Below are 24868 nucleotides of genomic sequence, written 5' to 3'. Positions count from 1 at the left end.
TGGCCTCGCGCGTGCTCGTCACCGGGACGCGCGTCGAGTGCTGATCACCGCAGCCCCCGGTAGCGCGGGCCGGAGTCGGTACCGGCCGGTCCTCTATGATCGACAGCAAGAGATCTCGTATGGACATAGGCAGCTCGCGGGGGACGAGCCAACTGATCCAGCAGTCCAACCCAAGCCGCTGACGCGCCGCCTCCCCGCGCCTGAGTCCGGTCCACCGTCGCGGGGAGGCGGAACAGGCGAGCTGCATCCATGTCCAACCTGATCAACCTGGAACAGGTCTCCAAGAGCTTCGGCGTCAAGCCGCTGCTGGATGACGTCTCCCTCGGCATCCACGCGGGGGAGCGGATCGGGGTGGTCGGCCTCAACGGTGGCGGTAAGACCACGTTGCTCGAGGTCCTGACCGGGCTGGAGCCGCCGGACAAGGGTCGGGTGAGCCGGGTCGGTGGGCTGCGGATGGCCGTGGTCACCCAGCGCGGCGTGCTGCCCGAGGGCGCGAGCATCGGCTCGATCGTGTTCGCCGGACTGTCCGACGACCTGTCCACCGCCGATATCGCCGACCACCAGTGGGCCGCCGATTCGCGCGTGCGCTCGATCCTCGAGGGCATCGGCATCGCCGATCTGGGCCTGGACACCCTGGTCACCAACCTCTCCGGTGGCGAACGCCGCCGCGTCGCGCTGGCGGCCGCGCTGGTGCGCGATCTGGACCTGCTCGTGCTCGACGAGCCGACCAACCACCTCGACATCGAGGGCGTGCAGTGGCTGGCCGCGCACCTGGTCGCCCGGCGCACCGCGCTCGTCGTCGTCACCCACGATCGCTGGTTCCTCGACACCGTCGCCACCCGCACCTGGGAGGTCGTCGGCGGCAAGGTGGAGGTCTACGAGGGCGGCTACGGCGACTGGATCTACGCCCGCGCCGAACGCGCCCGCCAGGCCGACGCCTCCGAGGCCCGCCGCGCCAACCTGGCCCGCAAGGAACTGGCCTGGCTGCGCCGCGGCGCCAAGGCCCGCACGTCCAAGCCGCGCTACCGGGTGGAGGCCGCCGAGGCGCTGATCGCCGATGTGCCGCCGCCGCGCGACTCGGTCTCGCTGGCCGCGTTCGCGCGCAAGCGCCTGGGCCGCGTGGTGATCGAGCTCGAGGACGCCACCCTCACCACCCCCGACGGCCGCGAACTGGTCGGCGATCTCACCTGGCGGCTCGCGCCCGGCGAGCGCGTCGGTCTGGTCGGTGTGAACGGGTCGGGCAAGACCACGCTGCTGCGCGCGCTGGCCGGGGAGACCGAGCCCGCCACGGGCAAGCGGATCCAGGGCCAGACCGTGCAGATCGGGTGGCTGCGCCAGGAACTCGACGACCTGCCCACCGATATGCGCGTGCTCGAGGCGGTGCAGCAGGTCGCGCAGCGAATCATGCTGGGCGACAAGGAGATCTCGGCCGGCCAGCTCGCCGAGCGACTCGGCTTCACGCCGGCCCGCCAGCGCACCCCCGTCGGCGACCTGTCCGGTGGCGAACGCCGTCGCCTGCAACTCACCCGCATCCTGATGGCCGAACCGAACGTCCTGCTGCTCGACGAGCCCACCAACGACCTCGACATCGATACCCTCCAGCAGCTGGAGGACCTGCTCGACAACTGGGCGGGCACGCTGGTGGTCATCAGCCACGACCGCTACCTCGTCGAGCGCATCTGTGACTCCACCTGGGCCCTGTTCGGCGACGGCAAGCTCACCAACCTGCCCGGCGGCATCGACTCCTACCTGACCAAGCGCGCCGCCATGGCGGGCAACAGCAAGCCGCTGACGGCGAAAACCGGTGGCGGGTCCACGGATTCGTTCGACCGTCGCGCGGCCCGCAAGGAACTGTCGAAGGTCGAGCGCAGCATCGCCAAGCTCGACGAGCGCGAACAGAAACTCCACAAGGCCCTGGCCGACGCCGCGACCGACCCGGACAAGCTGGTGAAGCTGGGCGCCGAGCTGAAAGACGTTGTCGCCGAGAAAGAAGCGGCCGAAGAGCGCTGGATGGAATTGGCTGAGGCCGCCGACTGAACCTGGGCGCGAGGGCGCGGGTTGGTCCAGCTGGGTGTTGTCGCGCCAGCCCGTCCCCGACGAGTCATCCAAGGCGTGGGATCAGCTGCCCGCTGACTCCCTGGAGTCTCCGATGACGACCGGCAGGCACGTTTGCACGAAATCGGCGCCGAACTCGGTGAGCAGGATGCTGCGGTAGCTCACCTTCGTGCCGAAGCCCGTGCGCTTCAACGCTTCTCGCACCTGCTCCTGGGCCTCGATGACCTGGTAGCGGTGCGGGTTGCCGACCGGGTCGCGGGTGGACTCGATGAGCCCGAGCCTGCGCAGGTTGGGCAGGTACTGCGGCACCCGGTTCGGGAAGCGCAGGCCCGCGTGGTCGCCGAGCATGGTGAGTCCGCTGATCAGCCGTTCGCCGCCGAAGGCGCGTTGGCGGCCGGTGCGCACGTCGATGGCCGGTTGCGGCCCGTCGACGTGCAGGAAGCGCAGGATGCGGGCTTCGTCGGGGGTGATCTCGGCGAGGATGCCGGGGTAGGCCGGATGCGAATCGGGCTGGGTGACGTGCGTGCTGGCCGACAGGCGCAGCAGTTCGGCGCCCTGTTCGCGCAGGGTTGGCGTGTCCGTATCGCGGCGGTTCTCGCCCGCGCTGGGCAGGCCGAGGGCGTGGCGGAGTCGGTCGCGCACTTCGTTTTCCGCCTCGGCGAGCACCTCGTTGGGCGGGTGGCCCGCCATGCTGCCGCGCAGCACCGTGACGGTCACGCCGAGGGCGGTGTCCAGGGTCCACAGCGTCATCCCGGAGGCCGCGGTCAACGCGACCCGCGCGACCCCGGTGGCCGCCCGGACCGTCGCGGCCGGGGACAGGTCGAGCTTGTCACCGGACACTTCGAGCGGCGGCACCGATCGTCGCACCAGCTCGGTGGACGAGGTCCCGTCGTCTACATCCATGTCGTCGCTACTCCTGTTCCGAAGACCAGGATGTGAGCGTATCCGGCGAGCAGCCCCAGCGCGCCGCCATGGACAAAAAGCAACCATTCGTCCTGTTTGATCGCCGAGCGCAACATGTCCACGAAGTCGTGCGGCGAAAGTGCGGACATTTGTCGGGCGATGTACTCGTTGACCTGCCGTCCCTGCTGCACGTTGAACGCGGGGTCGGCGAAGGCCAGCGGCGCGATGGTCATGGCCTGGGCGGTGAGTGTCGTTTGCAGCGTGTCGTATTCGCGGCTGCCGAGCATGAACTTCACCGCCGGGCGGGCCGGGCCGAGCGCGCGGTCGGCGGCCGGGCGCAGGGTGTCCTCGAGCATCTGCAGGGTGCGGTCCGAGCGTGGGCCGTTGAGTAGTTCGTCGCCGATATTGGCGACGGTGACGACCTCGGTGGACACCAGCGCGGCGTAGCCGGCGGTGATCTCGGGCTGGCGCTTGATCAGCAGCCCCTGGCGCCACGGGCACCACCATTTCGGCGTGGCGGGCGCGAAGATCATGTTGATGCCGACCCAGTTCACCACCCAGCCGATGATGATGCCGCCGATCGGCAGGATGACCAGCGGCGAGAGCCCGGTGGTGTGCAGGGCGAGGACCAGCAGCAGCCCGCACGGTGCGCCGAAGTAGAAACCGAAGTTCTGCATGAAGCGCAGTTCCTTGGCGCCGAGCACCTGGAACAGCTGGTTGAGCAGTTGCGGGCGGGCCTGGAAGTACCGGATCACCATCTGCTTCACATCGAGCAGCTGATCGATATTGGCGCCGAGTTCGACCGTGAGGTCGCGCAGGATCTCGGGCAGTTGCGAGCGCACCCGCTGATGGATCATCTCGCGGACCTGAACGGGCAGGTTGTACCAGAGCTGGGGGTGTTCGCGGCGCAGGATCACCTCGACGATGTCGCGGATCTGCGCGTCGGCCACCTCGGCCAGATGTTCGGCCAGCTTCTCCGGATCGAGCTCGCGGTAGAAGTCTGAGACACTGCCCAGTTTGGACAGTCCCTTGTCCACCGCGATGCTGGCCATCTTGTCGGCGCGCGAGGGCACGATGCCCTGCCAACCGATCCGGCCGTCATAGCTGAGCAGCGGCAATACCTGGATCCGCTTGGGCAGGTAGGGGAAGATCGCGCGCAGTCCCGGCAGTCGGACACCGTGGAATTTGATGGGTTGGAACAGCATGAGAATGCCGGACCAGTTGGTGATGTAGCCGATAATTCCTGTGAAGAGAGGAATAGTCAGAATTTCCAGCAGGAGGGTCGGGTGTAACCCGAACCAACTCTCCAACACGACACGCCCTCCTGCCGATACCCGGTGACCACCGCCTCACCGAGAACCAAAATTATCACCCCCGCGGCGAGGTGACCCTACTGTGAGATGAGGAACGGGGTCCATTCCTGGTGTGGCAGGCCACAGGGTAGTGTCTGAGACATCAGTCACAGAACCTGTCCCGAATGCCGTATTCACCCTGGCTAGTCGGAACAATGACCATCACCACATTTCGTGACAGGACACAACTGGTGCGCGCAGGGGGCGTGCGGTGGCAGTAACTGTTCACATGGCGAGACTTCGGAGTAGGACGTGACAGACGACAGGACCGGACAGGACCTGGCCCGTGCCGGTACCCGCGCCGTCGAGCGCAGCTCGGATGTCGAGCAGCGACAGATCAGCAACGAAGCACGGTTGATCCGCGGGGTGTTCCGCGCCGCCGGGCTGGCCGCGGGCACCGCGGTGCGCGGCAGCCAGTGGGCCGTCGGCACCACCTACGAGGTCACCAAGGAGTTGGCGCAGGCCGCCCTGGACGGGGAGTCCTCGGCCGATATCGCCGAGCGCACCGGCAACGCCCTTCGCTCCATCGCGCGCAGCGCGCTCGGCGTCACCGAGGGGTCGGTGCGCGAGATCGTCAGCTACGTGCCCACACCCAACGGCGCGACCCAGCAGGCCATCACGGTCGGCCCGTACCTGCGCTCGGCCACCACCGACGACCTGCGCCGACGTGGCGACGCGCTGCTGGCCCGTTCGGCCGACGTGTACTTCACCGAGGACGTGCACCCGGCCTACGACCGCATCCTCGACGAGGTCGCGCCCGACGAGGCCCGCATCCTGCGGTTCATGGCGCTCAACGGTCCGCAGCCCGCGGTCGACGTGCGCACCAACCGCCCGCTGGGCATCGGTTCCGAGCTGGTCCAGGGCGACCTGACCTCGGTGCCCGAGCAGGCGGGCGTGCGCTACCCGGATCGCGCGCGCTCCTACCTGATCAACCTCAACCGGCTCGGCCTCACGCTCACCTCCGACGACCCGGTGGTGCTGAGCCGCTACATGGTGCTGGAAGTGCAGCCGGTCGTGGAGCAGGCGCTCAAGAAGGCGGGCCGCGCGCCCAAGATCGTGCGCAAGAGTCTGCGGCTCTCGGAGTTCGGCGAGGACTTCTGCCGCACCTGTTTCACCATCGGCTAGCTCGCCGCGCCCCGGTCACCGGCCTGGGAGGTCACACTCCGGTGTCGGCAGTGATAGCGATCTGATACAGATCCGGCGGCGAGTGGCGATCTGGTGGGATCGTTGAGGGATGGAACAGGGTCCTGATACGCCGAGCGTGCACGTCGACGATGTCGTCGCGGCCACTGGGGTGCGCCCTGAGCCGTTGCTGCCCGGGGACGACGTGCCGTTGGTCTCCGGGTCGGACTCGGGGGAGGTATGGATGGCGCCAGCGCCGCCGGACGACGATGACGACGACCAGCCCACCCCGGCGATCGAACGTCCACCGGACCATCCCGACGACCTCATCGCGATCAGTCGGTTGAAGTACCGCTACCTGCGCACCCTCGACACCAAGTCCTGGGACGAGTTCGCCGACACCCTCATCCCCGAGGCCACCGCCACCTACAGCGAGTACCTGCAGTTCGAGTCGCGCGAGGCGTTCCTGGCCTTCCTGCGCAACACCCTCGGACCGCACGTGATCACCGAGCACCGCGCCGACCACCCCGAGATCGATGTCGACGGCGACACCGCCACCGGCACCTGGTACCTGGCCGACACGGTGATCATCCCCGAGCACAACATGTGCCTGCGCGGCGCCGCCTTCTACACCGACGCCTATGTGCGCTGCGACGACGGGCACTGGCGTATCTCGCACACCGGCTACGAACGCACCTACGAGGTCGTGCTCTCGCTCAGCGACCTGCCGAGTCTGCGCGTCACCGCCAGCCGCTGGGGCATGATCGCGCAGGAGAACCACATCTCCTCGGTCGAACGCAATCCCGGTCCGGCCGCCTGAGCGAGCGACTCAGTCGGCGGTGGCGACCAGCGGTTCCAGCGTGAGCTTGGGGTGTTCCTTCTCGATGTACTGCAGCCGCCACTTGTCGCTGAACAGCGCCAGGATCACCCCGTCGGAGCGGGTGAACACCTCGACGCCGCGCTGGCGGTCCAGTTCGGGCGCGGACTCGGCGTCGGTGCGGCGGGCCAGCGTGTAGGGCAGGAAGTTGAGTTCGGTCTCGACGTTGAACTCGCCCTGCATGCGCGCGGTGACGACCTCGAACTGCATCGGCCCGACCGCGGCCAGCACCGGCGTCGCGTCACCGCGGGCGTCGTTGCGCAGCACCTGCACCACGCCCTCGGAGTCGAGCTGGTCGATGGCCTTGCGGAACTGCTTGTACTTGCCGGCGCTCTGGGCGCGCAGGCTGGCGAAGTGCTCGGGGGCGAAGCTCGGGATCGGCGGGTACTCGACCTTCTTCTCCACGAACAGCGTGTGCCCGGGAGCCAGCGCGGTCGCGTTGACCAGGCCGACGACGTCGCCGGGGTAGGCGGTGTCGACGGTGGTGCGCTCGCGGCCGAACACCGTCAGCGCGTACTTGGTGGCGAACGGGCGACCGGTCTGCGCGTGGGTCACCACCATGCCGCGCTCGAACTCGCCCGACACGATGCGCATGAACGCCAGCCGGTCGCGGTGGGCGGTGTCCATGCCCGCCTGCACCTTGAACACCACCGCGCTGAACGGGTCACCGGTGGTGCGCTCCTTGCCGGTGACGTCCTCGCGTGAACCGGGCGCGGGCGCGAGCTCCACCAGCGTCTCGAGCAGTTGGCGCACACCGAAATTCAGCATCGCCGAGGCGTAGATCACCGGGGAGGTCTGGCCCGCCAGGAACATCTCCTGGTCGTGGTCCTGGCCGGTCGCCGAGAGCAGTTCGCTCTCCTCGCTCGCGGTCGTCCACGCCTCTTCCTCCCGCTCGAGCGCCTGCTCGGGGGTCAGCGACTCCTCGGGGGCGATGGTCGCGCCACCGGCGGTGCGGGTGAAGTGGATGTACTCGGTGGCCTCGCCCTCGGGTCCGCGCCGCAGCAGACCGCGGAAATCGCCCGCGATGCCGACCGGCAGGAACAGGGGAGTGGGCGTGAGGCCGATCCGCTCGCTGATCTCGTCGAGCAGTTCCAGCGGCGCCTGACCCGGCCGGTCCCACTTGTTGATCACGGTGATCACCGGGATGCCGCGATGGCGACACACCTGGAACAGCTTGAGCGTCTGCGGTTCCAGACCCTTGGCCGCGTCGATCAGCATCACCGCGGCGTCGACAGCGGTGAGCACCCGGTAGGTGTCCTCGGAGAAATCGGAGTGACCGGGGGTGTCGACGAGGTTGATCACATTGTCGATATCGGACCCCGCGGCCCGGTAGTTGAACTGCAGCGCGGTCGAACTCACCGAGATGCCGCGCGCCTTCTCCATCTCCATCCAGTCCGACACGGTCGACTTGCGACCGGCCTTACCGTGGATCGCGCCCGCCTCGGAGATCATCCTGGCGTGCAGGGCCAGCGCCTCGGTGAGCGTGGACTTACCCGCGTCGGGGTGCGAGATCACGGCGAACGTGCGGCGTCGGGCCACCTCGGCGGGTAGTCCGCGGGGGGTGGTGGCGACGTTCTCTCCGGACTCGGACACAGGGGGCCTTTCGATGGGGGCAGCCTTTCCAGAGTATTGGAGCGCCGCCGCGCTCGAGTTCGCGGCCCCTTCTCATGGTCGGGATGTGCCGGGTCGGGGTCATGGCGGTTTCGGGTGGAATGGGTGGATGCGGTATGGTTGGCGGGTTGTCTCGGCGAGGGTGAGTGCTCGTGTGCTCACCGTGATCGACGCGGCTCGGCTGATGGGCCGTCCTCGTTCGTTCTCTGTCGTCGACGAGTAGACCTTGACCCCGGTAGATGGGTCGCCCATGACCAGCCTTGAAGAGCCGTAGGAGCGCATTCGTATGTCCGACGTCAACCTGATCGAAGCCGCTGTCCGCACCGAGTTCGGTAAGGGCGCCGCTCGCCGTACCCGTCGCGACGGCAACGTGCCCGCCGTGCTGTACGGCCACCACGCCGAGCCGCAGCACCTGTCGCTGAACGCCAAGGCGTTCGCCGCGATCCTGCGTCTGCACGGCACCAACGCCATCCTCAACCTGCAGATCGACGGCCAGCAGCAGCTGGCGATGACCAAGTCGGTCGTCGTGCACCCGATCCGTCGCTACATCGAGCACGCCGACCTGCTGATCGTCAAGCGTGGCGAGCGCGTCACCACCGACGTCAACGTCGTCGTGACCGGCGATGCCGTCTCCGGCGCCCTGATCACCCAGGAGCTCAACACCCTGTCGATCGAGGCCGACGCGCTGAACCTGCCCGAGACCATCGAGGTCGCCATCGACGGCATCGAGCCCGGCACCCAGATCCTGGCCGGCAGCATCACGCTGCCCGCGGGCGTCACCCTGGCCGGTGACCCGGAGGCGCTGATCGTCAACGTCATCGAGGCCCCCTCGGCCGCACAGCTGGACGAAGAGGGCGAAGGCACCGCCGCCGACGTCGTCACCGCGGAGACCGAGCCCGAGTCCGAGTAGGACTGCGCTACGGTTCGGCCTGTGACCGAATCTTCCGGGCCCGCGCTCGTAGTCGGACTGGGTAACCCCGGCCCCGAGTACGAGCGCACCCGCCACAATGTGGGCTTCCTGGTCGCCGACGCGCTCGCCGAANTCCCGTTTTGCCGTGCACAAGAAATCCGGCGCCGACCTGCTCCAGGCCCGCCTGGACGGCCGCCAGATCCTCATCGCCAAACCGCGCACGTACATGAACCTGTCCGGGCGCCCGGTCGCGGCGCTGGCCAAGTTCTTCTCGGTGCCCGTCGATCAGGTGATCGTGGTCCACGACGAACTGGATCTGCCGTTCGGGACGCTCAAGCTCAAGCAGGGCGGCGGCGAGGGTGGGCACAACGGGCTGCGATCCATTTCGCAGGCGTTGACCACCAAGGAGTACCTGCGGACCCGCATCGGGATCGGCCGTCCACCCGGTCGGCAGGATCCGGCCGATTACGTGTTGAAGCCGTTCTCCGCGCCGGAGCGCAAAGAGGTTCCGGTGATCGTGGAGCAGGCCGCGGACGCGGTCGAGTTGTTGCTGAAGGTGGGCTTGGTGGGAGCCCAGAACAGCCTGCACTGAGGGCGTGCCCGGCCGGGCGTGTGGCCCGGCCGGGCACCCGTCAGCGCAGGTGGACCGCAGTGGCGGCGCGGCGGAGTTTGCCCGAGGAGGTCTTGGGCAGGGCGCCGGGGCCGAGGACCGCGACGGTGCGGGGGCGCACACCCACCTCGGCGACGACCTCGTGGACGATCTCGCGTTCGATGCGCTTGACCTCGTCCGGGTTCTGGTAGTCGTTGGATTCGGCGACGACCGCGAAACTCTCACGCTTCTCGCCCGCGTCGAGCCGCACCGCGACGGCGTTACCGGGCCGAACCCCGCGCACCCGCAGCGCCGCCCGTTCGATGTCGGTGGGGTAGATATTGCGGCCGCCCATGATGATGACGTCCTTCATCCGCCCGCAGACCACCATCAGGCCGTCCTCGGTGAAGTAGCCGATGTCGCCGGTGTCGAGCCAGCCGTCGGCGTCCTGCGCGGGCTGGAAGCCGTCGACCGTGACGTAGCCGGAAGTGACCGCGGGACCACGCAATTCGATGATGCCGACGGAGCGGACGGGCAGCGGCTGACGTTCGTCGTCGACGACGCGGCCTTCCAGATCGTCGACGAGATAGCCGAGTGTCGGGAGTTTGCGGGGCGTGCCGTGGTGGCCGTCCTCGGCGATCGGCACCGCCTTGCCGACGGCCTCGAGCAGGTCGGCGTCGATCACGTCGAGCACCTGGCCGTGGCCGGGGTCGGGAATCGACACGGCCAGGGTGGTCTCGGCCATGCCGTAGACCGGCGTGAGGGCCATCGGGTTGAGGCCGAAGGGTTTTCCGGCTTCGGCCAGGGTGATCATGGTGTCGGGGTCGACCGGTTCGGCGCCGTTCCACATGTAGCGCACGCTCGACAGGTCCATGCTGCCCGGTTCGGCCTGGCGCAGTCGGCGGGCCAGCAGCGAGTACGCGAAATTCGGTGCGGCGGTGACGGTGCCGCGATACTTCGCGATCAGCTCGGCCCACAGCAGCGGCTTGGCCAGGAAGTCCAGCGGTGTCACGCACACCACTTCGGCGCCGAATTGCATGGGCACACTGAGGAATCCGACCATGCCCATGTCGTGGAACAGCGGCAGCCAGCTCACCATCACGTCGTCGTCGGGCTGGAATTTCACCCGGTTGAACATGGCGTAGGCGTTGACGTAGAAGTTGCTGTGCGATATTCGGACCGCCTTGGGCGAGCCGGTGGACCCAGAGGTCAACTGCTGCAACGCGATATCGTCCTCGGCGGTCGGCACCGGGTCGGTGTCGGGGCCGGCGTGCAGGTCCTCGATCCTGACCACGGTGATCCCGCGTTCGCGCAGCACCGGTTCGGCCGCGGCGAACGGCGCGCCCAATACCACGGCTTTCGCGTCGATCATCCGCAGCACGGTCTCCGTGTCGCGCACCCAGACCGCGAGATCGGTGCGCGGGGTCGGCTGGTGCAGCATCGTGATCGAGGCGCCACGCATCCAGATGCCCTGGCAGGCGGGCGCGATATCGACCGGCAGCCCCGCCAGCACGCCCACCGCGTCGCCGTGTCCGATCCCGGCCGCGGCGAGTCCACCCGCCATCCGACGGGCCTGACCATGGATTTCCCCCCAGGTCTGCCGCAGCGGCGCCCCTGGTTCCCCGGTGACCAGCCCTCTGGAGCTGGACAACGCGGTGCCAAACATTTCGTCGGTGAACCTGCTCAACGTCGGTCTCCCTCTCGCCAACGATCGGTTACGGCCGTGCTCTGCACTCCCAACAAAGAAATCCCACCCCGCCCCACCGGTGTTAACCCGGCTGAAAAACCAACACCCCTGCTGTTTCAGCCCTTGACAGCGAAGGATGCTGCGTAGCGGTCTACGTATGGTCTACCCGATACCGCCGCAATATCCCGCATCAACCGATCAGTTGCCCCCCTGACCTGCGCCCGCACCGCCACCCGAGGGTAGTAGCGACCGTGCTCGTGGACGCCGTTGTCCGCGAGCATCTCGCTGGGCTCAGTGGGTGAGGGTGGTCAGGGTGGTGTGGAAGCGGTCGAGGTCGTGGTGGTCGACGAAGTAGTGGGGGGAGGCGCGGAGGACGGCGGGGAGGGTGCGGTCGGTCATGTCGAGCAGGGTGGAGCTCGCGTGGCTGACGGTGACGGTGATCGCGTGCTCGGCCAGGCGGTCGCGGAGTTGTTCGGGGTCGTGGCCGTCGACGGTGAACGAGACGATGCCGCTGTGTTCGGTGCCGAGGTCGCGCACGGTGACGCCGGGGATCTCGGGCAGGGTTTTGCGCAGGTAGGCGGCGCGGTCGGCGACGGCGGCGTAGACCTCGTCGGGCCCCTGGTCGAGTAGGTAGTCGACGGCGGCGCCGAGTCCGAGGCGGGCGGCGACCCCGCATTCCCAGAACTCGAACCGGCTGGCGTCGGGGGCGAGGCGGTACTCCTGCGGGCCGACCCATTCGGCACTGTGCAGGTCGAGCCGGGCCGGTTCCATCGTCTGCGCCAATTCCCTACGGACATACAGGAATCCGGTGCCGCGCGGCCCGCGCAACCACTTGCGCCCGGTGCTCGACATGGCGTCGACGCCGAGCGCGGTGACGTCGATGGGCAGTTGACCGGTGGACTGGCAGGCATCGAGCAGCACCAGCGCGCCCACCCGGTGGGCGATGCGGGTGGCTTCGGCGATCGGATTCACCAACCCACCGTTGGTCGGCGCGTGCTGCAACGACACCAGCCGCACGCGCTCGTCGAGCATGGCCGCGAGCGCGTCGGTATCGAGGCGGCCGGTGTCGTCGCTGGGAATGCGCTCGACCACCGCGCCGGTGGCCTTGGCGCGTTGCAGCGCGCCGATGGCGTTGCTGGCGTAGTCCGCGCCCGAGATCAGGATTCGGTCGCCCGGTCGCAGCGGGACGGAGTAGGCGAAATCGGCCCATGACCGGGACGCACTGTCGCTGAGCGCGATGGTGTCGGGGGTGGCGCCGATGAGCGTGGCGATCGAGGTCTTCACCGCGTCGAGGTCATCGAGTCGCTCGTTTGCCGCCTGGTAACCACCGATCTCGGCTTCGCGTCGCAGGTGGGCGATCATCGTGTCGACAACGATCGCCGGCGGCAGCGACGAGCCCGCGCTGTCGAGGAATATCCGGCCGTCGGCGAGTCCCGCGGTATCGGCCCTGATCATCGAGAGGTCCTTCATGGCTCGACCATAACGGCTCTGAGCCGTTCTCCATTTCGTCACTTTTTCTGTCGGTGGGCGTCGCTACTCTGGAATGAGCGAAACGCAGGTTCCCCGGCAGTACACAGCACGTGGAGGTTGGCATGGCGGTAATCCTGGAACGTTCCTCGTGGCCGGTTCCCGTCCCTGACCAGGCCGAACTCTCATCCCGAGCCGCCGCGGAGGCCTATGTCGGCGGGGTCTGTTTCAAGCTCGGACCACCGGCGTTGATCGGCGCCGAACTGGAGTGGCTCACCGCCGGTCCCACCGGCGCCCGCCCCTCGCTCGACCACCTGGCCGCCGCTCTCGGCGCCTACGCCCCCACCTCGATCGCCCCCGATTCACCCGCACACCCCCTGCCCGGCGGCAGCATGGTCACCGTCGAACCCGGTGGTCAGGTCGAACTGTCCAGCGCGCCGTTCGCCGACCCCGCCGCCCTCACCGAACACCTGCGCGCCGACGCGGTCCGTTTGCGGGATCTGCTCGCCGCCCGCGGGATCGCCGTCTTCGCCGCCGCCGCCGACGCGGGCCGCCCCGCCGAGCGCCTGCTGCGCCTTCCCCGCTACGCCGCGATGCAACGCCGTTTCGACAGCGTGGGCCCCTTCGGCGCCCTGATGATGTGCAATACCGCGGCCACCCAGGTCAGTGTCGACGCGGGCGCCGACCCGGCCGAGGTACACGCCCGCTGGACCGCCCTCTACGCCCTGGGCCCCGCCCTGATCGCCGCTTTCGCCTGCTCACCACGCCTGCACGGCATCCCGCCCGGCAACTGGGCCTCCCAGCGCATGCGCACCTGGCTGCGCCTTGACCCCTCCCGCACCCGACCGCCGGTCGCCGACTGGGCCGACCCGATCACCGCCTACGCCCACTGGGCGCTGGACGTCCCGCTGCTGTGCGTGCGCTGCACCGACCGCGACGCCGACTGGAACCCCCCGCCCGGCGCCACCTTCGCCGACTGGCTCACGGGCGCCCTCGACGACGAAGTCGGCCGCCGCCCCACCCGCGCCGACCTGGACTACCACCTGAGCACCCTGTTCCCCCCGGTCCGCGCCTCCGGTCACCTCGAGGTGCGCTACCTCGACACCCAACCGGGCGACACCTGGACCACCCCGATCCACCTGTTCGACGCCCTGCTCGCCACCCCGGCGGTCGTCGCCGAGGCCACCGCCCTGGCCGCGCCCACCGCGGGGGAGTGGCTGATGGCGGCCCACTGTGGCCTGCTCGACCCGCACTTGCGTCGCGCGGCCGTGGACGTGCTCGACCTCGCCGCCGCGAACGCCCGAACACCCGCCGCCGCTGCCGAATTGGCCGCCGCCGCTCACCGATGTCGTGCGGGCCGCAGTCCCCTCGCCGAGGTCGACTCGTCGCGAAACGGTGCGCGGTGATCGCGTCGTTCCGCCCCGAATCCCTTGTTGACCTGTCCTTTTCGGAGACCTCGTGACTCTTTCCGCCCCCGCCGACCACAGCGATCTCGACCGCACGCGCGCGCGCATCGCCGAGGTCCTCACGCGGGCCCGCCGTCGCACCGCCACGCTCACCGACAGCGTCGACGAAGCCGATCTGCGCGCCCAGCACTCGCCACTGATGTCACCGCTGGTCTGGGACCTGGCCCACATCGGCAACCAGGAGGAACTGTGGTTGGTGCGCGATGTCGGTGGTCGCGAGGCGGTGCGCGCCGACATCGACGAGCTCTACGACGCGTTCAAACACGCCAGATCCAACCGTCCCACCCTGCCGCTGCTCGACCCCGACCAGGCCCGCGCCTACGTGGGCTCGGTGCGCGACAAGGTCCTCGACGTCCTCGACACCAACACCCTGTCGGGTAACCCGCTGGTGGACAACGGTTTCGCGTTCGGCATGATCGCCCAGCACGAGCAGCAGCACGACGAGACCATGCTCGCCACCCACCAGCTGCGCATCGGCCCGCCGGTGCTCTCGGCCCCGCCCGCGCCGGCCGCACAGGTGCCCGTCGACGGCGAAAGAGTCCTGCCCGCGGGCGAATTCCTCATGGGCACCTCCGCCGACCCGTGGGCGTTGGACAACGAACGCCCGGCCCACCCGGTGTGGGTCGACGGTTTCGCGATCGATATCGCGCCCGTGACCAACGAGCAGTACCTCGCCTTCATCGCCGACGGCGGCTACGAGCGACCCGAACTGTGGTCGGAGCGCGGCTGGGCCCACCGCCGGGAGGCCGGTCTGTTCGCGCCCCAGTTCTGGGAGCGTGACGGCGACGGCTGGACGCGCGCGGCGTTCGGCGTCCGAACCCCGCTGCGGCCGCGTCAACCGGTGGTGCACGTGTGCTGGTTCGAGGCGCAGGCCTACGCGCGTTGGGCCGGAAAGCGGTTGCCCAGCGAAGCCGAGTGGGAGAAGGCCGCGCGCTACGACCCGGAAACCGGTGCGTCCCGGCGCTATCCGTGGGGCGAGGATCAACCCGACGCGCGCACCGCCAACCTCGGCCAGCGCCACCTCGAACCCGCCCAGGTCGGCGCCTACCCGGCCGGTGCCTCGGCGACCGGCGTGCACCAGCTGATCGGTGACGTCTGGGAGTGGTGCTCCTCGGGTTTCGAGGCCTACCCGGGCTTCCGCGCGTTCCCGTACCGCGAGTACTCGGAGGTGTTCTTCGGCGGCGACTACCGCATCCTGCGCGGCGGCTCCTTCGGCACCGACGAGGTGGCCTGCCGCGGCACCTTCCGCAATTGGGATCACCCGATCCGCAGGCAGATCTTCGCCGGTTTCCGCCTCGCCCGAGACCTGCGCGCGGACGAACGCTGATGTGTCGACACCTCGGCTATGTCGGCCCGCCGGTCGGGGTCGGTGAACTGGTGGTGCGCGGCCCGCACTCGCTGTTCGTCCAGGCCTGGGCCCCGAGCGAGATGCGCGCGGGCGGCACCATCAACGCCGACGGTTTCGGCGTGGCCTGGTGGCGGCGCGCCGATATCGGGGTCGAGGGCGCCCGCGACGCGGTGACCCGCTACCGCAACCAGGCCCCGATCTGGACCGATCCCGCCGTCGCCGAAGTCCTGACCCAGCTCGAATCCCGGTCGGTGATCGCCGCGGTCCGCTCGGCCACCGTCGGCATGCCGGTGGAGCGGTCCGCCTGCGCCCCCTTCATCGACGAGCACTGGGCCTTCAGCCACAACGGGGTCATCCCGGAGTGGCGAGCGACCCTCGTCGCGGTCCTGGCCGATCTCGCGGAACACTTCGCCACCTCCACCGGTCCGCCGACGTTGTTCGATTCCCCCGCCCTGTTCCTGCACGCCGAGGCGCTCACCGACGCCGCGGCCCTGTGGGTCCTGCTGCGCGGCCTACTCACGGTGGTCACCCCGGCCGACGCCTTGAGCCTGCTCACCGCCGCCGTCCTACGCCACCAACCCACCGCGCGCCTGAACCTGTTGCTCGGCAACGGAACCCACCTCTGGGCCACCACCTGCTGGCATTCGCTGTCGGTCCTCGTCGCCGAGGACTACACCGTGCTGTCCTCCGAACCCTACGACGCCGACCCGCGCTGGCAACCCGTCGACGATCACCGACTGGTCACCGCCACGCCGGGCCACTGCACCATCACCGCCCTCGAACTCCCCGCCACCGAAAGGGTCCGTTCATGACCGTGCCGCTGCTGGACATCCACCTCACCGACGACGATCTCACCACGGCCCTGCGCACCGACGCCCGCACCGGCTTGACCGCCACGCCGAAGTCCTTGCCGCCCAAGTGGTTCTACGACGCGCGTGGCAGCGAACTGTTCGAGCGGATCACCGAACTGCCCGAGTACTACCCGACTCGCACCGAACGCGCCCTGCTCGAACGCGTCGTCGGCGAGATCGCCACCGCGGCCCGCCCCGAGGTGCTGGTGGAACTGGGTTCGGGCTCCTCGGTCAAGACCCGCCTGCTGCTCGACGCCCTCACCGCCGAAGGTTCACTGAAAACCTATGTCCCGCAGGATGTCTCGGCCAGCGCGCTGCGTGGCGCGGCGGACGAGATCGCGGCCGAGTACCCGCACCTGGCCGTGCACGGCGTGGTCAGCGACTTCACCGACACCCTGCACAACCTGCCCCGCGGCGGTCGCCGCATGATCGCCTTCCTCGGCGGCACCATCGGCAACCTGGTCCCCGCCGAGCGCGCCGAGTTCCTGGCAGGCATCAACGAGGTCCTCGAACCGGGCGAGTTGCTCCTGCTCGGCGCCGGCCTGGTGATCGACCCCGCCATCCTGGTCCCCGCCTACGACGACGCCGCGGGCGTGACCGCCGAGTTCAACCGCAATGTCCTGCACGTCCTCAACTCCCGCCTCGACGCCGACTTCGCCCCCGAGAAGTTCGAACACGTCGCGCTCTGGGATGCCGACAACGAGTGGATCGAAATGCGCCTGCGCGCCACCGAAGCCATGACCGCGACAGTCGCCGAACTGGACCTCACCGTCGACTTCGCCGCGGGCGAGGAAATGCGCACCGAGATCTCCGCCAAGTTCCGCCCCGAATCCCTGGCCGCCGAACTGACCACCGCCGGGTTCACCCCCACCGACACCTGGACCGACCCCGCCCACCGCTTCACCCTCGTCCTGGCCGAACGCCGCTGACCCGCGCCGCCGATCGCGACACCGCGGTCGGCGGCACTGTCACTACAGGTCGAGTTCGTCGGCGAGGTATTCGCCGCTGATGGCGTTCTCGTCGCCCTCGAGGTCTTTTTCGACGCCTTCTTCGCCGTTGATCGCGCCGTCGTCGAACAGGTCGCCGTCGAGGCTGTCGCCGTCGCGCACGCGCATCGCGGCTTCCTCGGCGGGGCGTTCGTCTTCGGCGAGGGCCTCACGGCGGGAGCCGCGCTCGGACCACTCCTCGGAGACCTCCTCGTTGATGCCGAGGAAGCCGTCGGCGTCGGCTTCGTGATTGCGGATCACGTAGTCGGCCGGGGGGTCCTCCACATAGCGCTCGTATTCGACGATGTCGTCGGCTTGATCGTCATCGCCCATGTCCATGTCCAACGGTTCACGGCTCATGGTTTCCAGTATCGGCCTCCGCGGGCCATCCGTCACGAGCCACGCTCGGCCCGGTCGGTCGGGCGGCTACCGGCGCGGGCTTCGCGCGTCGTCCTCGACGCCCTCGAGCACCGCGCCGAACCATTCCACGAGCGGCCGCAGGTCGTTCCAGGCGGTGCGGATCCGGGTGGCGGCGGCCGGGGTGCTGAGCCAGTCGGGCGCGCCGAACTCGCGATGCACCGTCAGCGACTTGTAGCGCAGCAGGTCGATGCGGGGGTGGTCGATGGCGTAGCCCTTGGGCTTGGTCTCGAGTTTGTCGTCGCCGAGCGTGTACCCGGCCGCGCCGGTGCCCGCGAGGATTCGCTCGAGTTCCGCGCCGCGCACCTCGTCATCGATCGTGGCCCGGATGACCGCCAGCGCCGCGGGCGAGGGCCGGAAGCACCCGCCCGCGACGAACAATCCCGCCGCCCCGATCTGCACGTACCAGCCGACCCCGGGCGCCACCGCCACCACCGCGCCCTGATGGGTCTTGTAGGGCAGCTTGTCGGCGGAGAACCGCACGTCACGGTAGGGCCGGAAGATCTTGGCCGGTCCGAATTCGTCGGTGAGTTCGGCGGTGAGCGCGACCATCGGGGCGCGCACCGACTCGTCGTAGAGGTGTTTGCGCGCGTGCCAGAAGGCCTTGGAGTTGTCGGCCTCGAGATCTTCGTAGAAGTCGAGTCCGGCGAGCGGGAATCCGGTGAAAGCGTCCATCGGTGCGGTGTTTCTCAGTCCTGTTCGGGGAGCAAGGCGGCGTCGAAGAAGAAGATCCTGATCGCGAGGCCGAGCAGCAGGGCGGTGAGCGCGGCGATCGCCGCCCAGTACCCGAGCTTCTCGCCCCTGGTGTGGGCGTAGACGCCGAATCCGATGCCGATCACGCCGAAGATGATCGGGAAGAACACCAGCGCGATCGCGGCGAATACGAACCCGACCATCGACCAGGTCTGCCGTCCCGGCTTGTCGTCGGTGGGCGCGGGGGTGTCGGCGGGCAGCCCGCCGTAGGCGACGTCGGGCCGACTCGGTTCCCGTTCCTCGTGCTTGCCGGGCGAGTCGTCCTCGTGGCGCCCGGCCGAGTCGTCGTCCGACGGCGCGGGTGTGGTGTCCTCGGCGGGTTCGTCGACGAGCGAGTACGACACCGCGGGTCGGCGCCGCTTGCTCCCGCCCGGCGGATTCGACACCCGTGTCACGGCCGGGTCGTCGAAGATCGAGAAGGTCACCTCCGACTGGCCGTCGTCCGTGTCGGTCGTCTCCTCGGCGGTCTCGTCGAAGATCGAGGGCGCCACCTCGGGCTGTTCGGGTTCCGGTTCCGGTTTGGCGTGGCGGGGAGGGCGACGCGGCGCGGGTTGGTCGGATCCGGGGCCCAGCGGTGTGCTCATCGAAACCTCCCTGGTCGGGGCGATCGTGCGGCTACCGCCTACCAGTATCGCCCGCGATCGCTCAGAGGCTGCCGAGGAACACCAGGAACACGATCACGACCGCTGCCGCCAGCGCCCCGATCACCCCGTTGACGATGGCGGCCCACTTGCCCATCTCCTCGCCCTTGGCATGCCCGACCAGCCCGAGCACCACCCCCGTCGGCGCGGTGATCAACACCGGCAATCCACACAGCGCGATCCCCCCGAACACCGAACCCGCCGCACAACAGAAACTGAAGATCGACCACAGCGGCGTCGTGTCGCGATACCCGTAAACAGGCTGCGGCGGACCCGGCCGAAAGGGAACGGCACCGTAGGGCGCCTGCCCCGGATACCCCGGCGCGGGATTGCCTACGGCGGGATAACCAGGCCCTGGAAATCCAGCAGCGGGATACACCGGCGGAGGCGCCGGATACGGCGGCAATTCGACCGCAGGCACCGGATTCGCGCCCCCACCCCACACCGGCTCGGCCCCATCCTGCACCCGAGGCACATCCTTGCCCAACTCAACCGGCCACTGCGGCTCGGTCCCCATTTCGCCCCCCTCTCACATCCCGAACTACACCACCATGCACGAAGATCAGCCGGTCCGCCACGTCCGAAGGACGAAAACGCACCGACTGATCTCGTCAGCACATGGGTAACTCACCGGGCGCGAGCTAACTCTTCACCTCAGAAAAGCTTGCCGCGTCCCCAACCCGACCCGCACCCAAGCCTGGCCAAAAAACCCGGAGAGGCGGGGGAGCCCCAGCTTAGGCGTTGCCGTTGAAGAGGCCGGTTACCGAGCCGTTCTCGAAGACCTCGCGAATCGTGCGAGCCAGCAGCGGCGCGATCGACAGCACCGTCAGCGTCGGGAACTTCTTGTCCTCGCTGATCGGCAGCGTGTTGGTGATGACGACTTCCTTGGCACCACAGTTGGCCAGCCGCTCGGCCGCCGGATCGCTCAGCACACCGTGAGTGGCCGCGATGATCACGTCGCCCGCACCGGCTTCCTTGAGGACCTTCACCGCACCGGCGATGGTGCCGCCGGTGTCGATCATGTCGTCGATCAGCACGCAGGTGCGACCCTCGACGTCACCGACGACGCGGTTGGACTTCACCTGGTTGGGCACCAGCGGGTCGCGGGTCTTGTGGATGAACGACAGCGGCGTGCCGCCCAGCGCGTCGGCCCACTTCTCGGCGACCTTCACGCGGCCGGCGTCGGGGGAGACCACGGCCAGGTTGTCGGAGGGGTAGTTGGTGCGGATGTAGTCGGACAGCTGCACCAGCGCGTGCATGTGATCGACCGGGCCGTCGAAGAAGCCCTGGATCTGGTCGGTGTGCAGGTCGACGCTGATGATGCGGTCCGCGCCCGCGGTCTTGAGCAGGTCGGCGACCAGGCGGGCCGAGATCGGCTCGCGACCGCGGTGCTTCTTGTCCTGGCGGGCGTAGGGGTAGAACGGCAGCACCGCGGTGATCCGCTTGGCCGAACCGCGCTTGAGCGCGTCGATCATGATGAGCTGTTCCATCAGCCACTGGTTCAGCGGCGCCGGGAAGCTCTGCAGCACGAAGGCGTCGGAACCGCGCACCGACTCCTCGAACCGCACGAAGATCTCGCCGTTGGCGAAATCGGTCGCGGTCTGCGGCGTGATGTCGACATCCAGTTCCTTGGCGACCTGCTCGGCCAGCTCAGGATGTGACCGGCCGGCGAAGAGCATCAAGTTCTTCTGGTTGTCGATCGAGAACGCGGTCACTGCTGGTTGCCATCCTTTTGCTCGATTGTCTTCGAAGACGTCTCGTCTGCCGCGATGGCTTCCGCCGCCGCGAGCGCCGCAGCGGTTCCTGGACGGTTGCGCTGCACCCAGTTCTCAATTGTGCGCTGTGGTCCACCCGACACCGCAAGTGCACCCGGCGGAACGCTGCTGCGCAGTACAGTACCCGCACCCGTATAGGCGCCGTCACCCACGGTGACCGGCGCGATGAACATGGTGTCGCTCCCGGTGCGCACATGGGAGCCGACCACAGTGCGGTGCTTGGTCACCCCGTCATAGTTCACGAAAACGCTGGACGCGCCGATGTTGCTGTGGTCGCCGATCGTCGCGTCGCCCACGTAGGTCAGGTGCGGCACCTTCGAGTGCGCGCCGATCGTGGCGTTCTTGGTCTCGACGAACGCGCCGAGCTTGCCCGCCTCGCCCACCACCGTGCCCGGTCGCAGGTAGCTGAACGGCCCGATGGTGGCGCCCTCGCCGATCTCGGCGCCCGAACCGTGGGTGCGGATCACGCTCGCGCCCGTCCCGACGATCACGTCGGTGAGGGTGGTGTCGGGTCCGATCTCGGCGTCCTCGCCGATCCTGGTCGCGCCGAAGAGTTGGGTGCCCGGTCGCAGCACGGCGTCGCGGCCGATCCGCACGCTCGCGTCGATCCAGGTGGTCGCGGGGTCGATGATCGTCACGCCCGAGCGCATGTGGCGTTCGAGGATGTAGCGATTGAGGGTGGCGCCCGCCTCGGACAGCTGCACCCGGTCGTTGACCCCGGTGACCTTGTTCGAGTCGATCAGGCGCGCGCCGTGCACGGGGTGGCCTGCTTCGCGGGCCAGTCGCAGCACGTCGGTGAGGTAGAGCTCGTGCTGGGCGTTGGCGGTGGACAGCCGTCCGATCATGGTGCGCAGCACCGACGCGTCGAAGGCGTAGACGCCGGAGTTGACCTCTTTGATCTTGGCCTGTTCCGGGGTGGCGTCGGCGTGTTCGACGATCTCGGCGACCTGGCCGTCGTCGTCGCGCACGATCCGGCCGTAGCCGTTGGCGTCGTCGGGCACGAAGGTCAGCACCGTCACGGCGGGCCGCTCGGCGTAGCTGCGGTGCTCGTCGAGCAGCGCGGAGAGGGTGTGTCCGTCGAGCAGCGGCACATCGGCCGAGGTGACGAGGAGGTCGCCGTCGAAGTCCGCCGGGATCGAGCCCAGTGCGCACTGCACCGCGTGGCCGGTGCCCAGCTGCTGCTCCTGCACCGCGCACACGAGTTCGCGGCCGAGTTCGGCACCCACGTCCGCCACGGCGGCGCCGACCTTCTCGCGGTCGTGTCCGACCACGGTGATCAGGTGGGTGGGGTCGATCTCGGCGGCGGCGTGCAGCGCGTGCGAGAGCATCGACCGGCCTGCCAACGGGTGCAACACTTTCGGAGTCTTCGACCGCATTCGCGTCCCAGCACCTGCGGCGAGGACGACGACGGCGGTCTGCGGTGGCATGGATCTCCCTCGGCTGCCTGTCAGCGAGTGCTGTGGCGGGTTCGGTCGGTAGACGGTGCGGGCCGACGATACGTCACTGTGTGCCCGTGTGCTCCGCCGCCAGGACTCGAACCTGAACTATCTGAACCAAAATCAGAGGTGCTGCCATTACACTACGGCGGATCGCTACACCAGTGGGCTGCGTGAGCCCACCACTGTGCTACGGCACAGCAGTGATCCTCGCACAGTTCCGCCTCCCCGCAAATCCGCCTCCCCGGAAACTCCGGCCGGACCGCGGCGCGGGGTCGGGTCGTCGACGCGGCGAGCTCGGCGAACGGGGGAAGTCGGGCCGTGCCCGACGAGTTGGCCGTGTTCTCGCGAGATCGGTTGTGCGGGCGGGTGATAGCCGGTTGGGAGGGGTGGGTCCCGCGATGTCGCTCACGGTCTGAGACAGTTGGGGCAGTGGTCTCCAGGCATAGAGAGGCAGGGGAGTTTGTCTTCCAGCGAGTCGGCGCGTCCGTCGCGGCCAAGGATGACCGGTACGCAGCGTAGGCAGCAGCTGGTCGAGATCGGGCGGGCGTTGTTCGCCGAGCGCGGGTACGACGCGACGTCGATCGAGGAGATCGCGCAGCGCGCGCAGGTGTCCAAGCCGGTCGTCTACGAGCATTTCGGCGGCAAGGAAGGCCTCTACGCGGTCGTCGTCGATCGCGAGATGTCGATGTTGCTGGAGATGGTCACCTCCTCGCTCACCCGCAATCGTTCGCGGGTGCGGTTGGAACAGGTCGCCCTCGCGCTGCTCACCTATATCGAGGAACGCACCGACGGCTTCCGGATCCTGGTCCGCGACCAGCCCGCGCCCAATGCCGACGGTCGCTACTCGAGTCTGCTCAACGAGGCCGTCAACCAGGTCGCGCATCTGCTGGCGGGCGATTTCGGTCGCCGGGATTTCGACACGAGCCTGGCCACGCTCTACGCCCAGGCCCTCGTCGGCATGGTCTCGACCACCGCCACCTGGTGGCTCGATGAGCGCACCCCGCCGAAAGAGGTGGTCGCGGCGCATCTGGTCAATCTTTGTTGGAACGGTTTGAAGCATTTGGAAGCCGAACCGGGGCTCAGCTCCGAATGGAATACGGGGACTACGCCAACCAACGGTGGGGTAACCGGACGATAGCGCTGGCGAGGCGTACCGAATCCACGATTCGGCCGCCGCTTTGCCGCCTGGTGGTACGGTTCACCCATCCTTTTGGGTGCTGCCGGGCGGTATGTCGATCAAATTTCGGTATGTCGGTCTACTTCAGGATGGCTGGATTATTGGATGACAGGCGGATCTGATGGCTAGGCAAGCACGCGCGGAGATCACCCGCGACTCCGTCCTTGCTGGCGCTGCCGATGTCTTTCTCCGTTTGGGCTACGCCAACGCGAGCCTGAGCGAAATCATCGCGCAGTCCAATGTGACCAAGGGCGCCTTGTACTTTCACTTCGGCTCCAAGGAGGAGCTGGCCCGTGCGGTGGTCGATCAGGGCAACGAGCGCCTGATCGGATCCTGCCAGGGTTTCTTCGATGCCAGGGTGCCCGCGCTGGAAGCGGGCATCGGGATCACCTACGTGGTGGCCGATCTGTCGATGAACGATCCGATGGTCGGGGCGATGCTCAAGCTCACCCATCAGATCGGTGACTATCGCGGCGCCCAGGGCGACAACATCACCAAGACCTGGGGCGAGACCTACCGTCTGCTCTCGGAGCGGGCCATCGCCCAGGGCGATCTGCTGCCCGACCTGGACCCGGACGTGGTCGGCGTGCTGCTCCAGGAGCTCACGGCGGGCGTGCACATCGTCGCGGTCGGCACCGAGTCGATGGATCAGATGGCGGCGCGGATGGAGCGGGCCTGGTATTTCCTGCTGCCCTCGCTGGTGCCGCCGGAGAAGCTGTCGTACTTCCGCGAGTTCGCCGCGCGTCGGTTGCGCCGCTACATCGTGTAGTTCAGACGCTGCGGTCGGTGGCGAGGGCGGCCCGCACGGCGTCGTCGTCACCGGTCGCGGTGATGCGGACCTCGTCGCGACCGAACGCGTGCAGCAGCAGTTCCGAGGGTGTCCCGGTGAGGACGACCGGCGTGCCGTCACCGCGATGGGCCGTGATCTCGGCGCCCGCCGGGTTCGCCAGCACGAGCGCAACCGGCGACTTGCGATAGGCCGTGCGCGCCACCGCGCGCAACGCCTTCCACAGTCGGTCTTCGTCGGCGGCCGCCAATTGCCGTGGCTCCCAACCCGGTTCGGCCCGGCGCACGTCCTCGTGGTGGATGAACATCTCGGTGAGATTGGCCATCGCGTCCACCGGGCGCAGCGGCGACCACCACGGCGGCCCGGTGCGGACCAGCTCGAGCAGTTGGGCGAACGACTGCCGCGCGATCTCGGTCTGGACCTTGTCGAGGTAGCCGGCCAGCGGCGGCACGAGGATGCCGAGCGCGGCGTCGGGGCGGCGTTCGCGCACCACCAGGTGCGCGGCCAGGTCGTGGGCGGTCCAGGTGCCGCACAGGGTGGGCGCGGCGGGACCCGCTTCGGTCATCGTCGCCACGAGGGCGAGGCGTTCACGTCGAGCCAGACTCACGACTCGACCCTACGCGGGTGCGGGACATCTCCAGGCTGCACGGGGACT

At 68.6% G+C, this 24868-nt stretch carries 22 protein-coding genes, 1 tRNA gene and 1 pseudogene; 11 read left to right on the top strand and 13 right to left on the bottom strand.

Annotation, left to right across the window (positions count from 1 at the left end; genetic code table 11):
- Window positions 1-249: 249 nt before the first annotated feature.
- A complete protein-coding gene (locus ACFP3H_RS24085) occupies window positions 250-2037 on the top strand; it encodes an ABC-F family ATP-binding cassette domain-containing protein (protein ID WP_378609359.1) in 1788 nt (595 codons plus the stop codon).
- Between the two features lie 81 nt (window positions 2038-2118).
- Here ACFP3H_RS24085 and ACFP3H_RS24080 read toward each other — a convergent pair whose 3' ends face one another.
- Together ACFP3H_RS24080 and ACFP3H_RS24075 are read right to left on the bottom strand one after the other, a co-directional pair.
- Window positions 2119-2958: an Abi-alpha family protein gene (locus ACFP3H_RS24080; protein WP_378609358.1), complete on the bottom strand. Its 840-nt coding sequence runs from the start codon at window positions 2956-2958 to the stop codon at window positions 2119-2121.
- A complete protein-coding gene (locus tag ACFP3H_RS24075; RefSeq protein WP_378609356.1) occupies window positions 2949-4163 on the bottom strand; it encodes a DUF445 domain-containing protein in 1215 nt (404 codons plus the stop codon). The genes ACFP3H_RS24080 and ACFP3H_RS24075 overlap by 10 nt, the downstream gene beginning before the upstream one ends.
- 399 nt (window positions 4164-4562) lie before the next feature.
- On the opposite strand from ACFP3H_RS24075, the gene ACFP3H_RS24070 reads away from it, so the two are divergent.
- Both ACFP3H_RS24070 and ACFP3H_RS24065 read left to right on the top strand, forming a co-directional pair.
- On the top strand, window positions 4563-5435 hold the full coding sequence (locus ACFP3H_RS24070) for an Abi-alpha family protein (RefSeq protein ID WP_378609354.1): 873 nt from the start codon (window positions 4563-4565) through the stop codon (window positions 5433-5435).
- Window positions 5436-5727: 292 nt separating this feature from the next.
- The gene (locus ACFP3H_RS24065; RefSeq protein ID WP_378609583.1) at window positions 5728-6252 is read left to right on the top strand and encodes a nuclear transport factor 2 family protein; all 525 of its coding nucleotides are present in this window, start codon (window positions 5728-5730) and stop codon (window positions 6250-6252) included.
- A gap of 9 nt (window positions 6253-6261) precedes the next feature.
- Here ACFP3H_RS24065 and ACFP3H_RS24060 read toward each other — a convergent pair whose 3' ends face one another.
- The gene (locus ACFP3H_RS24060; RefSeq protein ID WP_378609353.1) at window positions 6262-7902 is read right to left on the bottom strand and encodes a peptide chain release factor 3; all 1641 of its coding nucleotides are present in this window, start codon (window positions 7900-7902) and stop codon (window positions 6262-6264) included.
- A gap of 304 nt (window positions 7903-8206) precedes the next feature.
- Here ACFP3H_RS24060 and ACFP3H_RS24055 point away from each other — a divergent pair, with 304 nt between their 5' ends.
- Together ACFP3H_RS24055 and pth are read left to right on the top strand one after the other, a co-directional pair.
- On the top strand, window positions 8207-8830 hold the full coding sequence (locus ACFP3H_RS24055) for a 50S ribosomal protein L25/general stress protein Ctc (RefSeq protein WP_378609351.1): 624 nt from the start codon (window positions 8207-8209) through the stop codon (window positions 8828-8830).
- A gap of 21 nt (window positions 8831-8851) precedes the next feature.
- Window positions 8852-9422, top strand: a pseudogene (gene pth, locus ACFP3H_RS24050) (aminoacyl-tRNA hydrolase).
- A gap of 40 nt (window positions 9423-9462) precedes the next feature.
- On the opposite strand, the gene ACFP3H_RS24045 reads toward pth, so the two are convergent.
- Together ACFP3H_RS24045 and ACFP3H_RS24040 are read right to left on the bottom strand one after the other, a co-directional pair.
- A complete protein-coding gene (locus ACFP3H_RS24045) occupies window positions 9463-11106 on the bottom strand; it encodes a fatty acyl-AMP ligase (protein ID WP_378609350.1) in 1644 nt (547 codons plus the stop codon).
- 291 nt (window positions 11107-11397) lie between these two features.
- Window positions 11398-12576 (bottom strand): aminotransferase class V-fold PLP-dependent enzyme, encoded by a 1179-nt coding sequence (locus tag ACFP3H_RS24040; protein ID WP_378609348.1) that lies wholly within the window; start codon window positions 12574-12576, stop codon window positions 11398-11400.
- 122 nt (window positions 12577-12698) lie between these two features.
- Here ACFP3H_RS24040 and egtA point away from each other — a divergent pair, with 122 nt between their 5' ends.
- From egtA to egtD, 4 genes are read left to right on the top strand one after another with little or no spacing between them, the layout of a single operon-like run.
- Window positions 12699-13979 carry an ergothioneine biosynthesis glutamate--cysteine ligase EgtA gene (gene egtA / locus ACFP3H_RS24035; protein ID WP_378609347.1) on the top strand — a complete coding sequence of 427 codons (1281 nt, stop codon included), beginning with the start codon at window positions 12699-12701 and terminating at the stop codon, window positions 13977-13979.
- 52 nt (window positions 13980-14031) lie between these two features.
- Entirely contained in the window at window positions 14032-15366 is a 1335-nt protein-coding gene (gene egtB / locus ACFP3H_RS24030) for an ergothioneine biosynthesis protein EgtB (protein WP_378609345.1), read from the top strand.
- Window positions 15366-16199 carry an ergothioneine biosynthesis protein EgtC gene (gene egtC / locus ACFP3H_RS24025; protein WP_378609344.1) on the top strand — a complete coding sequence of 278 codons (834 nt, stop codon included), beginning with the start codon at window positions 15366-15368 and terminating at the stop codon, window positions 16197-16199. The genes egtB and egtC overlap by 1 nt, the downstream gene beginning before the upstream one ends.
- Window positions 16196-17167, top strand: coding sequence for an L-histidine N(alpha)-methyltransferase (egtD, locus tag ACFP3H_RS24020; RefSeq protein ID WP_378609342.1), 972 nt, complete (start codon window positions 16196-16198; stop codon window positions 17165-17167). The genes egtC and egtD overlap by 4 nt, the downstream gene beginning before the upstream one ends.
- A 42-nt stretch (window positions 17168-17209) precedes the next feature.
- Here the strand turns inward: egtD and ACFP3H_RS24015 are convergent, their stop codons facing one another.
- From ACFP3H_RS24015 to ACFP3H_RS23985, 7 genes are all read right to left on the bottom strand, one after another.
- Entirely contained in the window at window positions 17210-17584 is a 375-nt protein-coding gene (locus ACFP3H_RS24015) for a hypothetical protein (RefSeq protein ID WP_378609341.1), read from the bottom strand.
- A gap of 66 nt (window positions 17585-17650) precedes the next feature.
- Window positions 17651-18316, bottom strand: a complete 666-nt coding sequence (locus ACFP3H_RS24010) for a DUF2461 domain-containing protein (protein ID WP_378609339.1) — start codon at window positions 18314-18316, stop codon at window positions 17651-17653.
- A 14-nt stretch (window positions 18317-18330) separates the two neighbouring features.
- On the bottom strand, window positions 18331-18978 hold the full coding sequence (locus tag ACFP3H_RS24005; RefSeq protein ID WP_378609338.1) for a hypothetical protein: 648 nt from the start codon (window positions 18976-18978) through the stop codon (window positions 18331-18333).
- 61 nt (window positions 18979-19039) lie between these two features.
- The gene (locus ACFP3H_RS24000) at window positions 19040-19195 is read right to left on the bottom strand and encodes a hypothetical protein (protein ID WP_378609336.1); all 156 of its coding nucleotides are present in this window, start codon (window positions 19193-19195) and stop codon (window positions 19040-19042) included.
- Between the two features lie 574 nt (window positions 19196-19769).
- Window positions 19770-20750 (bottom strand): ribose-phosphate diphosphokinase, encoded by a 981-nt coding sequence (locus ACFP3H_RS23995; protein ID WP_378609335.1) that lies wholly within the window; start codon window positions 20748-20750, stop codon window positions 19770-19772.
- Window positions 20747-22237 carry a bifunctional UDP-N-acetylglucosamine diphosphorylase/glucosamine-1-phosphate N-acetyltransferase GlmU gene (gene glmU, locus ACFP3H_RS23990; protein ID WP_378609333.1) on the bottom strand — a complete coding sequence of 497 codons (1491 nt, stop codon included), beginning with the start codon at window positions 22235-22237 and terminating at the stop codon, window positions 20747-20749. The genes ACFP3H_RS23995 and glmU overlap by 4 nt, the downstream gene beginning before the upstream one ends.
- A 91-nt stretch (window positions 22238-22328) precedes the next feature.
- Window positions 22329-22399, bottom strand: a tRNA-Gln gene (locus ACFP3H_RS23985).
- Window positions 22400-22748: 349 nt separating this feature from the next.
- Here ACFP3H_RS23985 and ACFP3H_RS23980 point away from each other — a divergent pair.
- Complete coding sequence (locus tag ACFP3H_RS23980) at window positions 22749-23387, top strand: TetR/AcrR family transcriptional regulator (protein WP_378609331.1); 639 nt, start codon at window positions 22749-22751, stop codon at window positions 23385-23387.
- A gap of 160 nt (window positions 23388-23547) precedes the next feature.
- Window positions 23548-24195, top strand: a complete 648-nt coding sequence (locus ACFP3H_RS23975; RefSeq protein WP_378609330.1) for a TetR family transcriptional regulator — start codon at window positions 23548-23550, stop codon at window positions 24193-24195.
- A gap of 1 nt (window position 24196) precedes the next feature.
- Here the strand turns inward: ACFP3H_RS23975 and ACFP3H_RS23970 are convergent, their stop codons facing one another.
- Entirely contained in the window at window positions 24197-24820 is a 624-nt protein-coding gene (locus ACFP3H_RS23970) for a TIGR03085 family metal-binding protein (RefSeq protein WP_378609328.1), read from the bottom strand.
- Between the last annotated feature and the right edge of the window lie 48 nt (window positions 24821-24868).

Origin of the sequence: Nocardia lasii (assembly GCF_042658545.1) — a bacterium.
Classification (GTDB): domain Bacteria; phylum Actinomycetota; class Actinomycetes; order Mycobacteriales; family Mycobacteriaceae; genus Nocardia; species Nocardia lasii.
This window is presented reverse-complemented; position numbering and strand designations above follow the sequence as displayed.

Bases quoted from the DNA above. Each gene is read 5' to 3' on its own strand.
- ACFP3H_RS24085 (WP_378609359.1), top strand. From the start codon at position 250: ATGTCCAACCTGATCAACCTGGAACAGGTCTCCAAGAGCTTCGGCGTC.
- ACFP3H_RS24080 (WP_378609358.1), bottom strand. From the start codon at position 2,958: ATGGATGTAGACGACGGGACCTCGTCCACCGAGCTGGTGCGACGATCG.
- ACFP3H_RS24075 (WP_378609356.1), bottom strand. From the start codon at position 4,163: ATGCTGTTCCAACCCATCAAATTCCACGGTGTCCGACTGCCGGGACTG.
- ACFP3H_RS24055 (WP_378609351.1), top strand. From the start codon at position 8,207: ATGTCCGACGTCAACCTGATCGAAGCCGCTGTCCGCACCGAGTTCGGT.
- ACFP3H_RS24040 (WP_378609348.1), bottom strand. From the start codon at position 12,576: ATGAAGGACCTCTCGATGATCAGGGCCGATACCGCGGGACTCGCCGAC.
- egtA (WP_378609347.1), top strand. From the start codon at position 12,699: ATGGCGGTAATCCTGGAACGTTCCTCGTGGCCGGTTCCCGTCCCTGAC.
- egtC (WP_378609344.1), top strand. From the start codon at position 15,366: ATGTGTCGACACCTCGGCTATGTCGGCCCGCCGGTCGGGGTCGGTGAA.
- egtD (WP_378609342.1), top strand. From the start codon at position 16,196: ATGACCGTGCCGCTGCTGGACATCCACCTCACCGACGACGATCTCACC.
- ACFP3H_RS24015 (WP_378609341.1), bottom strand. From the start codon at position 17,584: ATGAGCCGTGAACCGTTGGACATGGACATGGGCGATGACGATCAAGCC.
- ACFP3H_RS24010 (WP_378609339.1), bottom strand. From the start codon at position 18,316: ATGGACGCTTTCACCGGATTCCCGCTCGCCGGACTCGACTTCTACGAA.
- ACFP3H_RS24005 (WP_378609338.1), bottom strand. From the start codon at position 18,978: ATGAGCACACCGCTGGGCCCCGGATCCGACCAACCCGCGCCGCGTCGC.
- glmU (WP_378609333.1), bottom strand. From the start codon at position 22,237: ATGCCACCGCAGACCGCCGTCGTCGTCCTCGCCGCAGGTGCTGGGACG.
- ACFP3H_RS23980 (WP_378609331.1), top strand. From the start codon at position 22,749: ATGACCGGTACGCAGCGTAGGCAGCAGCTGGTCGAGATCGGGCGGGCG.
- ACFP3H_RS23975 (WP_378609330.1), top strand. From the start codon at position 23,548: ATGGCTAGGCAAGCACGCGCGGAGATCACCCGCGACTCCGTCCTTGCT.